At 69.3% G+C, this 11,420-nt stretch carries 10 protein-coding genes; 5 read left to right on the top strand and 5 right to left on the bottom strand.

Going from position 1 to position 11,420, the window contains the following annotated elements; genetic code table 11:
• Window positions 1–5: 5 nt before the first annotated feature.
• Complete coding sequence (locus ACF8ML_RS27950; protein ID WP_392408549.1) at window positions 6–446, bottom strand: HIT family protein; 441 nt, start codon at window positions 444–446, stop codon at window positions 6–8.
• A gap of 461 nt (window positions 447–907) precedes the next feature.
• On the opposite strand from ACF8ML_RS27950, the gene ACF8ML_RS27945 reads away from it, so the two are divergent.
• The 3 genes from ACF8ML_RS27945 (at window position 908) to dcd (ending at window position 4,060) form a co-directional block, all read left to right on the top strand.
• Window positions 908–2,014, top strand: coding sequence for a BMP family ABC transporter substrate-binding protein (locus ACF8ML_RS27945; protein WP_046241130.1), 1,107 nt, complete (start codon window positions 908–910; stop codon window positions 2,012–2,014).
• Between the two features lie 112 nt (window positions 2,015–2,126).
• Complete coding sequence (gene guaD / locus ACF8ML_RS27940) at window positions 2,127–3,419, top strand: guanine deaminase (protein ID WP_017405635.1); 1,293 nt, start codon at window positions 2,127–2,129, stop codon at window positions 3,417–3,419.
• Between the two features lie 68 nt (window positions 3,420–3,487).
• Complete coding sequence (gene dcd / locus ACF8ML_RS27935) at window positions 3,488–4,060, top strand: dCTP deaminase (RefSeq protein WP_013803686.1); 573 nt, start codon at window positions 3,488–3,490, stop codon at window positions 4,058–4,060.
• A 221-nt stretch (window positions 4,061–4,281) separates the two neighbouring features.
• Here dcd and nadB read toward each other — a convergent pair whose 3' ends face one another.
• The 4 genes from nadB to ACF8ML_RS27915 form a co-directional block, all read right to left on the bottom strand.
• Window positions 4,282–5,784 (bottom strand): L-aspartate oxidase, encoded by a 1,503-nt coding sequence (gene nadB / locus ACF8ML_RS27930; RefSeq protein WP_392408548.1) that lies wholly within the window; start codon window positions 5,782–5,784, stop codon window positions 4,282–4,284.
• A 10-nt stretch (window positions 5,785–5,794) separates the two neighbouring features.
• Window positions 5,795–6,928, bottom strand: coding sequence for a quinolinate synthase NadA (nadA, locus tag ACF8ML_RS27925; protein WP_017405637.1), 1,134 nt, complete (start codon window positions 6,926–6,928; stop codon window positions 5,795–5,797).
• 144 nt (window positions 6,929–7,072) lie between these two features.
• Window positions 7,073–8,824, bottom strand: coding sequence for a diguanylate cyclase (locus ACF8ML_RS27920; protein ID WP_392408547.1), 1,752 nt, complete (start codon window positions 8,822–8,824; stop codon window positions 7,073–7,075).
• A gap of 15 nt (window positions 8,825–8,839) precedes the next feature.
• A complete protein-coding gene (locus ACF8ML_RS27915; protein ID WP_392408545.1) occupies window positions 8,840–9,787 on the bottom strand; it encodes a delta(1)-pyrroline-2-carboxylate reductase family protein in 948 nt (315 codons plus the stop codon).
• 101 nt (window positions 9,788–9,888) lie between these two features.
• Here ACF8ML_RS27915 and ACF8ML_RS27910 point away from each other — a divergent pair, with 101 nt between their 5' ends.
• Window positions 9,889–10,245, top strand: coding sequence for a hypothetical protein (locus ACF8ML_RS27910; RefSeq protein ID WP_227472599.1), 357 nt, complete (start codon window positions 9,889–9,891; stop codon window positions 10,243–10,245).
• Window positions 10,246–10,353: 108 nt separating this feature from the next.
• On the top strand, window positions 10,354–11,238 hold the full coding sequence (locus tag ACF8ML_RS27905; protein ID WP_392408544.1) for a neutral zinc metallopeptidase: 885 nt from the start codon (window positions 10,354–10,356) through the stop codon (window positions 11,236–11,238).
• Window positions 11,239–11,420 lie beyond the last annotated feature (182 nt).

The following is an 11,420-nucleotide window of genomic DNA, read 5'->3' as shown; positions in this document are numbered from 1 at the left end:
TCCGCTCAGGCCAGCGCCTTCCTGAGGCGCTCGGCATGCTCTTGCAGCGCCTGCATGCCGGGCTCCTTGCGCGGCCAGCCCAGGCCCACGCCGTCGCCCTCGTGGCGCGGCAGCACATGCAGGTGGAAGTGGAAGACGGTCTGCCCGCCCGCCGCGCCGTTGGCCTGGAACAGGCTGATGCCATCGGGGTCGAACGCTGACTGCACGGCCCGCGCCACGCGCTGGGCCGTGCGCATCACGGCGCCGGCCTCGTCGGGCGTGAGGTCCAGCAGGGTCACGGCATGGCGCTTGCTGGCCACCAGCACATGGCCGGGATTGACCTGGCCGATGTCCATGAAGGCGATGGTCTGCTCGTCCTCGAACACCTTGGCGGACGGGATCTCGCCCGCCACGAGGCGGCAAAAAAGGCACTGCCCCGGGGGCGAGGTATCGACGAACATCGGCATGGTCTTGTACTCCTTGGTGGTTGCTTGGGGGTGGAATTTGCCGACGATCTTAGAGCGTGTTAAGCACTTTTAAGTACCCGCGTTGGTTCTGCGCGCTGGTGATCGCAAGGCGCAGTGCGCCGCCAAGGCTGGAGCCTTGGCAAGCGCTGCAACGCCGCGAGCGCCTGCGCGCAGAGCCAACCCTTCGGGAAAGCCGGGAAATGGGCCCGGCCCTTCGTTGCAGCACACTTGCGGTATGGCAACCGCGGCGCGCGCTGCGCCTCGTTCCGGGCCCATTTCCCGGCTTTCGCGGGCACTTAAAAGTGCATAACACGCTCTAGTAGACGGTATCTGCCGCCCCTTATGGAGGCCATAAGCGCAGGCCCAGGCAGCCCCCGGGGCTGCTGCCTATAATCGCGCCCCGCACCGGCCGCTGCCCATGACCGGTGCGTTTTCATTTCCGGGCCATGTAGAGGAACACCATGTACAAAAACCTCGCAGCCGCAGTCGCGGCCGCAAGTCTTGTATCCACGGCCTTGTCCCAAGGCCATCCCGCCCCTTCATCCCCCGCAGGTTCCACGCCCCTCAAGGCGGCCTTCGTCTATCTGACGCCCGTGCTCGACGCCGGCTGGACGCGCCAGCACGACGAGGGCCGGCGCGCATTGCAGGCGGCCCTGGGCCCGCGCGTGCAGACCCGCGCCGTGGACAGCGTGCCCGAGGGCCCCGACGCCGAGCGCGTGCTGCGCGACCTGGCCGCCAGCGGCAACCAACTGATCTTCACCACCAGCTTCGGCTACACCGAGTCCGTGATGCGCGTGGCGCGCGACTTCCCGCAGGTGAAGTTCGAGTCGGTCACGGGCTTCAAGCGCGCCGACAACGTGGCCACCTCGAATGCGCGCTACTACGAGGGCCGCTATCTGTCGGGCATTGCCGCAGGCCGTGCCAGCAAGACGGGCGTGGCCGGCTTCGTGGTCGGCTTTCCGATTCCCGAGGTGCTGCAGGGCATCAACGCCTTCACGCTGGGCATGCGTTCGGTCAATCCCAAGGCCACGGTCAAGGTGGTCTGGCTGGATACCTGGTTCGACCCGCCGCGCGAGCGCGATGCGGCCATGGCGCTGTTCAACGGCGGCGTGGACGTGGTGTCCTTCCAGGTCGCATCCACCGCCGTGATGCAGGCCGCCCAGGAGCGCGGCCGCATGGCGATTGCCTACCACTCCGACATGCGCAAGGACGGGCCCGACGCCCAGTTGCTGGCCGTCACCCACCAGTGGGGCGACTACTACACGGCGCGCGCCAAAGCGGTGCTGGACGGCAGCTGGAAGAGCCAGGACACCTGGGGCGGCGTGCGCGAGGGCATGATCCGCGTGGAAGGCTTCGGCCCCAGGCTGCCGCCCGCCGTGCGCGAGGAAGTGCTGCAGCGCCAAAAGGACATGGCCCAGGGCCGCCTGCAGCCCTTCAAGGCCGGCGACCAGCCGGTGCGCGACAACCAGGGCCAGGTACGCATTCCTGCCGGCAAGCAGCTGGACGATGCGCAGATCCTGCAGATGAACTGGCTGGTGGAAGGCGTGCAGGCCACCCTGCCCAAGTGATGCGGCCTGCGGGGCGTCCGGTCCTGGCGTAAACCCTAGGATGGCGCCTGCCGATGGCGCCTATAGCGCTGCGGATATGGCATCTGCCTGTCCGCCCGCTAAGCTTGGCGGCATGCAAATCTACCGTTCCTCATTGCTGCGTTTTGCCGACGATGGCCAGGCGCTCTACGACGAAGACGGCCTGCTGGCCGTCGCCCCGGATGACAAGGGGCAGCAGCGCGTGGTCGCCGCCGGCAGCTGGCAGGCGCTGCAGGCGCAGTTCACCGGACAGCCGGGCGCTGAAGTCACCCATCTGCCGGGCCGCATCCTGGCGCCAGGCTTCATCGACCTGCACATCCACTATCCGCAGACCGATGTGATCGGCGCGCCCGCCGCCGGCCTGCTGCCCTGGCTGGAGAAATACACCTTCCCTCATGAGTCGGCCTTCTGCGAACGCGCGCATGCCGACAGCGTGGCCGAGTTCTTCCTGGACGAGCTGCAGCGCAACGGCGTGACCACGGCGCTGGCCTTTGCCACCTCGCACCCGGGGTCGGTCGATGCGCTCATGGGCGCGTCGCAGGCGCGCGGCATGCGCATGATCACGGGCAAGGTCCTGCAGGACCGCCACAGCCCCGACGGCGTGCGCGACCAGACCGAGCAAAGCCTGATCGACACCGAAACCCTGATCCAGCGCTGGCATGGCGTGGACCGCCTGGGCTACGCGATCACGCCGCGCTTTGCGCCCACCAGCACGCATGAGCAGCTGCGCGGCGCGGGCGAGCTGGCCGCACGCTACGCCGATGTCTGGATCCAGTCGCACGTGGCCGAGAACCTGGACGAAGTGCGCTGGGTGGCCGAGCTCTTTCCGAAGGCCCGCAGCTACCTGTCGGTCTACGACGACTTCGGCCTGATGCGCGAGCGCGCCGTCTACGCGCACTGCATCCACCTGGACGATGAAGACCGCGCACTGATGCGTGAACGCAGCACCGCCGCCGCCGTCAGCCCCACCAGCAACCTGTTCCTGGGCAGCGGCTTCTTCGACTTTGCGCGGGCCGATGCCGCGCAGTTCCTCTACGGCCTGGCCAGCGACGTGGGCGGCGGCATGAGCTTCAGCCCCTTCCGCACCATGCAGGCCGCCTATGTGGCGGGCCGCGAGGGCCAGACCAAGCAGGGCCTGAGCCTGTCGCCCGGCAACCTGTGGTGGCAGCACACGGCGGGCGCGGCGCGCGCCCTGGGCCTGGCGGGGCAGGTGGGCAACCTGCAGCCGGGCTGCGAGGCCGACTTCGTGGTCATCAACCCGGCCTGCACGCCGCTGCTCGAGCGCAAGACCCGCCAGGCCGAGAGCCTGGACGAGCTGCTGTTCGCCATGATCATCCTGGGTGATGACCGCCTGATCGAGCGCACCGTCGTTTCTCAAGCAAAATAGCGCCTTTGCGCCAGTGCCCGGCCGGGTGCTGGCGCCTGACAAGTGCAGCTAGGGAACGAGGAATTGCCATGAGCATCAAGAGCGACAAGTGGATCCGTCGCATGGCCGAGGATCACGGCATGATCGAGCCTTTCGAGCCGGCCCAGGTTCGCAACGTCGATGGCCGCAAGATCATCAGCTACGGCACCAGCAGCTATGGCTACGACATCCGCTGTGCACCCGAATTCAAGGTGTTCACCAACATCCACAGCACCGTGGTGGACCCCAAGAACTTCGATGAGAAAAGCTTCGTCGATTTCGAGGGTGACAGCTGCATCATCCCGCCCAACAGCTTCGCGCTGGCGCGCACGGTCGAGTACTTCCGCATCCCGCGCAACGTGCTGACCATCTGCCTGGGCAAGAGCACCTACGCGCGCTGCGGCATCATCGTCAACGTCACCCCCTTCGAGCCCGAATGGGAAGGCTATGTGACGCTGGAGTTCTCCAACACCACGCCGCTGCCCGCCCGCATCTATGCTGGCGAGGGCTGTGCCCAGGTGCTGTTCTTCGAGAGCGATCCCGACGATGTCTGCGAGGTCAGCTACCGGGACCGTGGCGGCAAGTACCAGGGGCAGGTGGGCGTGACGCTTCCCAAGGCCTGACGGCTTTGGCCCGGCAGACAAGGCCCGCATCGAAAGCTGCGGGCCTTTTTCATCGCCGGGCCGCCCCAAGATGAAAAGCGGCCCCCTTGGGGGGCAGCGGACCTTGCGCAGCAAGGGGAGCGTGGGGGTCATTCTTCATCGCCGGGCCGCCCCAAGATGAAAAGCGGCCCCCTTGGGGGGCAGCGGCCCTTGCGCAGCAAGGGTAGCGTGGGGGTCATTCTTCATTCCACCAGCGCCGGGGCGGTGTCGATGCGCGAATGCGCACCGCAGCTCTCGCGCCGTGCGGCGGCAGCCGTGGCCATGAGCCAGCAGACATCGAGCTGGTTGCGCAGCGCATGGCCTGCGGCAGGTGCCAGTCTTTCACGCCATGCCGCAATGCGCTGCACGGCCTGCGCCAGGCCCTGGTCGCTGCGCTGTATGCCCACGCAGTCCTGCATGAGCTGGCGCAACTCCTGCGCGACGGCTGCCGTGTCCTGCTCCTGGGCGCCGGCCTGCAGGGTTTCGGTCGGCCGGGCCGGCGCAGGGGCGGCAGCCGGTTGCTGCGCGATGGCCCGGGCGGCCGCGCGCCCCATCACCACGCATTCGAGCAGCGAATTGCTGGCCAGCCGGTTGGCGCCGTGCAGGCCGGTGCGCGCCACCTCGCCAATGGTGTGCAGGCCATCGACATCCGTGCGCCCGTCGATGCCGGCCAGCACGCCGCCGCAGGCGTAGTGGGCGCAGGGTGCCACGGGAATCGGCTGCGTGGCAATGTCGATGCCATGGCTGGCGCACAGGGCCATCACACCGGGGAAATGCGACTGCAGCCAGGCACGTGGCCGGTGGGTGATGTCCAGGTGCACGAAGGCCAGGCCATGGCGGTCCATCTCGTGCCGGATGGCCCGGGCCACGATGTCGCGCGGCGCCAGTTCAGCCCGCTCGTCATGGGCAGGCATGAAGCGCGTGCCGTCCGGCAGGCGCAGCAGGGCGCCTTCTCCGCGCAATGCCTCGGAGACCAGGCCGGCCGCACGGCCGCCCACCTGCAGGGCCGTGGGATGGAACTGCATGAACTCCAGGTCGCCCACGCGGCAGCCCGCGCGCCAGGCCATGGCCACGCCGTCGCCCGTGGCGGTGGCCGGGTTGGTGGTGGCGGGATAGACCTGCCCCAGCCCGCCCGTGGCCAGCACGGTATGCGCGGCATGCCAGCGCTGCAGGCGGCCATCGGGCAGGCGCACCAGCGCGCCTGTGCAGTGCGCAGGCTGTCCTTCGGTCAGCAGGTCCAGCGCGCTGGTGTGCTCATGCAAATCGATGTTCGCGCGCTCCCGGCAGGCTCGCAGCAGGGCGGCGTGCACGGCCTGGCCGGTGCAGTCTGCGGCATGCACGATGCGGCGGCGGCCGTGGCCGCCCTCGCGCGTGAGGTGCAAGCCACCGCTGTCGTCACGCGTGAAAGGCACGCCGTGGGCCACCAGCCAAACGATGGCGTCGGGCGCCTGCTCAAGGATGGCGCGCACGGCCTGTGCATCGCACTGGCCTGCGCCCGCGACCAGGGTGTCTGCCACGTGGTCGTCGATGCTGTCCTGTGCATCCAGCACGGCGGCAATGCCGCCCTGGGCCCAGGCGCTGGCACATTCCTCGGCCGCGCCCTTGCTGAGCAGGGCCACGCGCAGATGCGGCGGCAGCGACAGGGCGGCGGCCATGCCGGCCAGGCCGGCGCCGATGATGAGTACGTCTGTGCAAGGCTGTGTCATGGCGCTGTCCTCAGGCGGGACCGAAGTGCTGGAAGAGCGCCGCATCGCGCGCAAGGTCGCCGCTGGCGCGCACGGGCTGGCGGTGGCCGGCCGCGAAAGCCAGCATGCGTTCGATGGGCCGGCGCGCAGCCTGGGCGATGGCGGGATCCACCTCGATGGCGCACAGGCCCTGCTCCAGGGCCAGCTCCACGCCCTGCAGGCTGTTCATCGCCATCCACGGGCACATGGCGCAGCTCTTGCAGGTGGCGCCCTGGCCGGCCGTGGGCGCGGGCAGGAAGGTCTTGCCCGGGTAGCGCATGCGCATGTCGTGCAGGATGCCCTGGTCGGTGGCGACGATGAAGGTGTCGGTGGGCAGCCGGCCAGCCGCGTTGATGAGCTGGGTGGTGGAGCCCACCACGTCCGCCTGGGCGGCCACGGCGGCCGGCGACTCGGGATGCACGAGGATGGCGGCCTGCGGATACTCCAGTGCCATGGCGGCCAGTTCGTCGGCCTTGAACTCGTCATGGACCAGGCAGGAGCCATGCCACAGCAGCATGTCGGCGCCGGTCTGGCGCTGGATGTGGGCGCCCAGGTGGCGGTCGGGAGCCCAGAGGATTTTCTCGCCGCAGGCGTGCAGGTGGGCCACGATGTCCTGTCCCACCGACGATGTGACCACCCAGTCGGCGCGCGCCTTCACCGCCGCGCTGGTATTGGCGTAGACCACGACCGTGCGGTCCGGGTGGGCGTCGCAAAAGGCGCTGAACTCGTCTGCCGGGCAGCCCAGGTCCAGCGAGCAGCTGGCGTCGTCGTCTGGCATGAGCACGCGCTTTTCCGGGCTGAGGATCTTGGCGGTCTCTCCCATGAAGCGCACGCCGGCCACGACCAGGGTGCTGGCCTGGTGCTGGGCGCCGAAGCGCGCCATCTCCAGCGAGTCGCCCACGCAGCCGCCGGTCTCGCGCGCCAGGTCCTGCAGTTCGCCATCCACGTAGTAGTGGGCCACGAGCACGGCATCGCGCTCGTGCAGCAGGGCGCGTATGCGCTCGGTGGTCCGAAGGCGCTGGGCGCGGTCCAGTTCAGGGGGAATGCGGGCCCAGGCCTCGCCGATGCCGCACTGGCCGGCGTGGGAGAAATGGGGCTTGTCGTACTGCACGGATTTGAGCTGCATGGTGGCCGTCCGGGACTGTGGAAAAGGTCTGGTGATGGCTGCGAATAATATGCTCAATTTGAGTATTAGTGTGATGTTTTTTCCCGCACAGGTGTTTTGCGGCAGGCGGCAAGCCGAGGGGGCAGAAAGAGGCGCGGGGCCGTCTCAGCGCTGAAGCTGCACGTTGTTGCGGCCTGCGCCCTTGGCCTCGTACAGTGCTTCGTCGCCACGGCGCAGCATGGCGGCGGCCGTGTCCGTGGTGCCGCGCAGTGTGGCCACGCCCACGCTGGCGGTGACGGGCTCGCCGTGGGCCATGGGCGTGGAGGCCAGCAGTTCGCGCAGTTGCTCTGCAATGGCCACGGCCGCGTCGGCCGTGGTGTCGGGCAGCAGGGCCAGGAATTCCTCGCCCCCCATGCGGGCCAGCACGTCGGACTCGCGCAGCCGCATGCGGAAGGCGCGCGCCAGGGTGCGCAGCACGGCGTCGCCCATGTCATGGCCATGCTGGTCGTTGATGCGCTTGAAGTGGTCCACGTCGATGACGAGCACGCTCAAGGGGCGGCCGCTGCGGCGCGCCAGCGCCATGGCGAAGTCCAGCTGGAAATCGAAGCCCCGGCGGTTGAGCAGGCCCGTGAGCGGATCGCTGCGCGCCTGGTGCTCCAGCTCGGCATTGGCCTGCTGCAGCTGCAGGGTGCGCTCGCGCACCTGGCGCTCCATGGCCTCGTTGGCCGAGCGCAGCTGGGCAATGCTGCCGCGCAGCGCCTGCGAGAGGCGGTGCACTTCGCGGCTGCTGTGCAGCTGCGGAATGTCCGGCGCCGCGCCGCTGCCATCGATGCCGTTGGCCGCGCGGGCCAGGCGCTTGAGGTCCTGGCTGAGCCTGCGTGCCACCAGCCAGGCGATGACGGCGGCCACCAGCGCCGCCGCCAGGCCGCCGGCCAGCACCTGGTGCATGGCCTGGCGCGCGGGCGCATAGGCGCTGTCGTGCGGCTGGCGGGCCACGATGTGCCAGCCCATGGCCGTCACCCGGTTGTGGGCCTGCAGCGGCACGGTGGCCGTCAGAAAGCTCTGCGGGCTGTCCTGCCAGCGCGCCACCTGCACGGGCAGCAGCGTGGCATCGGACGTATCGGCAGACACGGTATGGGCCACCGGCAGGCGCTGGTCCAGCGCCTGCAGCGGCTCCAGGCTGTCGCCCGGGGCGTGGATGATCTTGCCGTGGCGGTCAAAGATGAAGAGGCCGATCTGGCGATCCCCGCTGTCGGCCTGCTGCAAGGTCTGCATGGTCTCTCGCACCCATTCCCAGCTGCTGTGCATGCACAGCACGCCCTGCGTGAGTCCGCCCACGCGGATGGGCGCTGCAAAGTCCATGAACCGGCGCGGCGCGCCGTCGGCCGGGGGCGCAAGCAGCTCGGCCATGCGCGGCGAGGAGGCACGCACGTCGCCCACATGCACGCGCTGCAGCCCCGGCTCGAACCAGGGCCGGTCGCTGACATCGTGGCCCACCAGCAACTGGTCGGTGGCGCTGCGCACCGTGCCTTCGGCGTCGGCCACGCCTATCCAGAGGTTGGACGGCGTCAGCGAACGGGCGCGGTTGAGCAGCGCTCCCACGCCCGGGGAATCCAGCCCTTGCACCCACAGCTCCGGCGAAGCGGCCAGCACCTCCACGGTATGGGCACGGCTGAACAGCCCTTCAGACAACTGCCGCGCCGCGTTGGAGGCCATGGCATGCAGCGAGGCGCTGACCTCGCGCTCCATGCGCCAGCGCAGCAGTTCGCCGAAGGCCAGCGACATCAGCACCGTCACGCCCACCAGCAGCGAGCCGAAGACCAGGGCCAGTTGCGTGCGCAGGCCCAGCCGCTGCCAGCGGCCGGGCTCGGTGCTTGGGGGCGGGGCGGGGGAATCCGGGGGAGAAAGCTCGTTCAACGCAGAAATCCGTCGTCAACTGTTCTGAAGCGCAGCCCGGCGCATTGCCAGGCGGGTGGCCGCAAGGTCCCAGCCCCCCCATCCGCAGGATTTGAACAGCACCGGCACCTGCGGGCGCAGCCATTGCTCGCGCACCACCTGCTCCAGCGTGGGCAGGGCGGCCACGTCCATGCCCGCCTGCAGCAGATCACCGGCTTCGTGCAGCGCATCTGCGGTATCGACGACGACGCGGCCCGCCTGCGCAAGGCCCAGGCACAGGCGGGGCGCCAGCTCCACCATCTGCGGCGTGAAGGCGCCCACGGCCGAGACGAAGGCATCGGCGCGCGGGGCTGCATGCAGCACCACGGCGCGGGCCGGCGTGCAGGTCACGATCAGCGGGCAATGGCGCGCGGCGGCCTCCAGATCCTGCACGGCACTGGCCTGCAGGCCCATGGCATGCGCCTGGCTGACCAGTGACTGGGCGCTCTCGGCGCTGCGCGATGCCACCTGGACCTCGCGCACGCCCAGGCCTGCTGCAAAGGCCTGCATATGGGCCAGGCCCTGCACGCCGGCGCCCACGATCAGCAGCGGGCCCTGCGGATTGGGAGCCAGCCTTTGCGCGGCCAGCAGCGATACGGCGGCCGTGCGCCGCGCCGTGACCGTGGGGCCGTCCAGGATCAGGCGGCGCTCGCCCGTGGCCACATCGAAGACCACCACATCGCCCTGGATGGTGGCGCGCGGCGTGCCGGCATTGCCGGGCGTGAGGCTGATCAGCTTGGTCATGGCCACCTGCCCATCGGTGGCGGGCATGCAAAACAGGCTGCCTCCTGCGGGCAGTGGCATCACGATGCGCGGCGGCACCTGCACTGCCCGGGGCTGCAGCAGTACAGCCGCGATCTCTTCGGCCAGCTCCTTCCAGGGCAGCAGGGCGGCGGTGGCCTGCGCGTCTAGGGCGGCGGAGGAGTGCGTGCTGGAATGGCTCATGGCCGCGACTGTACACAGTAGGCGCGCGCAGGCCAATGCGCGATGTGTCCGGTGGTGCACCCAGGCCCGCGCGGGCTTGCGCAGGCACTACGATGTCGCCTATGTCACAAAAGCCTTCTTATCCGCGCGAGGAGCCCAGCTGGGACGGTTCGGCGCGGCCCGAAGCTCCCCGCAAGGAATCGGCCCCGCGCTACGAGCAGCAGCGGCGCGGGCCCGCGCCCGAACCGTGGCAGCGCGAGGAGCCTCCCAGCGAACAGGCACCTGCGCCCCGCAGGCCCGGCGAGCCTGCACGCGAGCGGCGCAGGCGCGGCGGATGGGGGCTGGGCCTGGCGGTCGTCGTCGGCCTGTGCATCGTCGCCGCGCTGCTGGCCGGCATGGTGCTGGTGGCGCGCGAGCAGGTACTGCGCAGCCAGGCGCCGCCCGTCACTGCCCCCATGGCGGTGCAGCCCGTGCGCTGATACACGCCGTATCATTGCCGGGACTGCGGACGCTGCGGCCCCGCAGGTTCCGACGTAATATCGCCGCCCGATGCTGCAGGCCGCAGCACAGATCCAGGAGCGAACACCATGAGATGGGAAGGCAACCGCGAGTCGGACAATGTGGAGGACCGCCGTGATGACGGTGGTGGTGGTGGCGGTGGTGGTCCCGTCTTTGGCGGGCGCAGCATCGGCATCGGCACCATCGTCATCGCCCTGGTCGGTGGCTGGGTGCTGGGCATCAATCCGCTGACCATCCTGGGGGCGCTCAGCGGCGGCGCGCCGGTGCAGGTGCAGCAGCCCCAGGGGCCGGCCCACAAGCCGCCGGCCGACGACCAGCTCGCCCGCTTCGTCTCCACCGTGCTGGCCGATACCGAGGATGTGTGGCGCGAGGTGTTCCGCCAGGGCGGCGCCCAATATGCCGATCCCAAGCTCGTGCTGTTCCGCGGCGCCACGCCCACGGCCTGCGGCACGGGGCAGTCCGCCATGGGGCCGTTCTACTGCCCTGCCGACCAGAAGGTCTATATCGACCTGGGCTTCTACGAGACGCTCAAGAACCAGCTCGGCGCCCCCGGCGATTTCGCACAGGCCTATGTGATTGCCCACGAGGTGGGCCACCACGTGCAGAACCTGCTGGGCATCAGCGCCCAGGTGGACCGTGCGCGGGGCCGCGTCAGCAAGGTCGAATACAACCATCTGTCGGTCAAGCTGGAGCTGCAGGCCGATTGCCTGGCCGGCGTCTGGGCGAACCGCGCGCAAAGCGCACGCCAGATCCTGGAGCAGGGCGATGTGGAGTCGGCCATGAATGCCGCTTCCAAGATCGGCGACGACGCCCTGCAGCGCGCCGGTGGCGGCGCCGTCGTGCCCGACAGCTTCACGCATGGCACCAGTGCCCAGCGCCAGCGCTGGTTCAGCACCGGTCTGCGCACCGGAAGCGTCAAGTCCTGCGACACTTTCTCGGCCGCTTCGCTTTGAAAAATGACCCCCGAGGGGCGCTTTCCCATCTCGAGGCGGCGGCCCGGCGATGAAAAAATGCCCGCATAGCGGGCCCTCGTACCGGGTTTTTGCGGGTTGCGCTCACGCAACGCCATGCTTGTCCAGGTGCCAATTGGCGTTATTGCAACGCACAAATCGCGCTAGGTGCGACAATAGCGTCC

Source organism: Delftia sp. WSY_10, from assembly GCF_043104705.1.
Lineage (GTDB): Bacteria > Pseudomonadota > Gammaproteobacteria > Burkholderiales > Burkholderiaceae_C > Comamonas > Comamonas tsuruhatensis.
The sequence above is the reverse complement of the archived record's forward strand: the minus strand, read 5'-3'. Positions and strand labels throughout refer to the sequence as shown.